1 protein-coding gene is annotated in these 470 nt (G+C 56.0%); it reads right to left on the minus strand.

The annotated features are described in order from the left end of the window. On the minus strand, positions 1 to 470 hold a 470-nt coding region (locus tag KP705_RS17470; protein WP_215765196.1), incomplete at both ends, for a Tn3 family transposase.

Genomic DNA, 470 nt, shown 5'->3' on the forward strand with positions numbered 1-470 from the left:
GGTTCGCCTGCGCAAATCCAGATCCTGTATCCAGTCGAGCATGAAAACCGGTTCGCCTGCGCAAATCCAGATCCTGTATCCAGTCGAGCATGAAAACCGACCGCTCGATCCGGCCAACTTCACGCAAGGCCACAGCCAGACCATTCTGACGGGGATAAGATCCGAGCTTCCGCAGCATGGCCGAGGCCGTCACGGTTCCACTCCGAATGGATGTGACCAGACGCAGCAGGTCGTCCCAGTGGGCCGCAACATGATCGGTATTGATCGGGTCACCGGCCATTCCACTCAGGAGATCACCGGGGCTTTGATCTGGAAACAGGTGAAGTTTCCGCTCTTTCAGATCCCGTATCCTGGGCGCAAATCGATAACCAAAGAAGGGCATCAGCCCGAAAACATGATCCGATGCCCCACCCGTGTCGGTATAATGCTCTTCAATGGAAAGCCCGTTTGCATGATACAGCAGCCCATCG

Origin of the sequence: Gluconobacter sp. P1D12_c, from assembly GCF_018812105.1 — a bacterium.
In the GTDB taxonomy this organism is placed as follows: Bacteria; Pseudomonadota; Alphaproteobacteria; order Acetobacterales; family Acetobacteraceae; genus Gluconobacter; species Gluconobacter oxydans_A.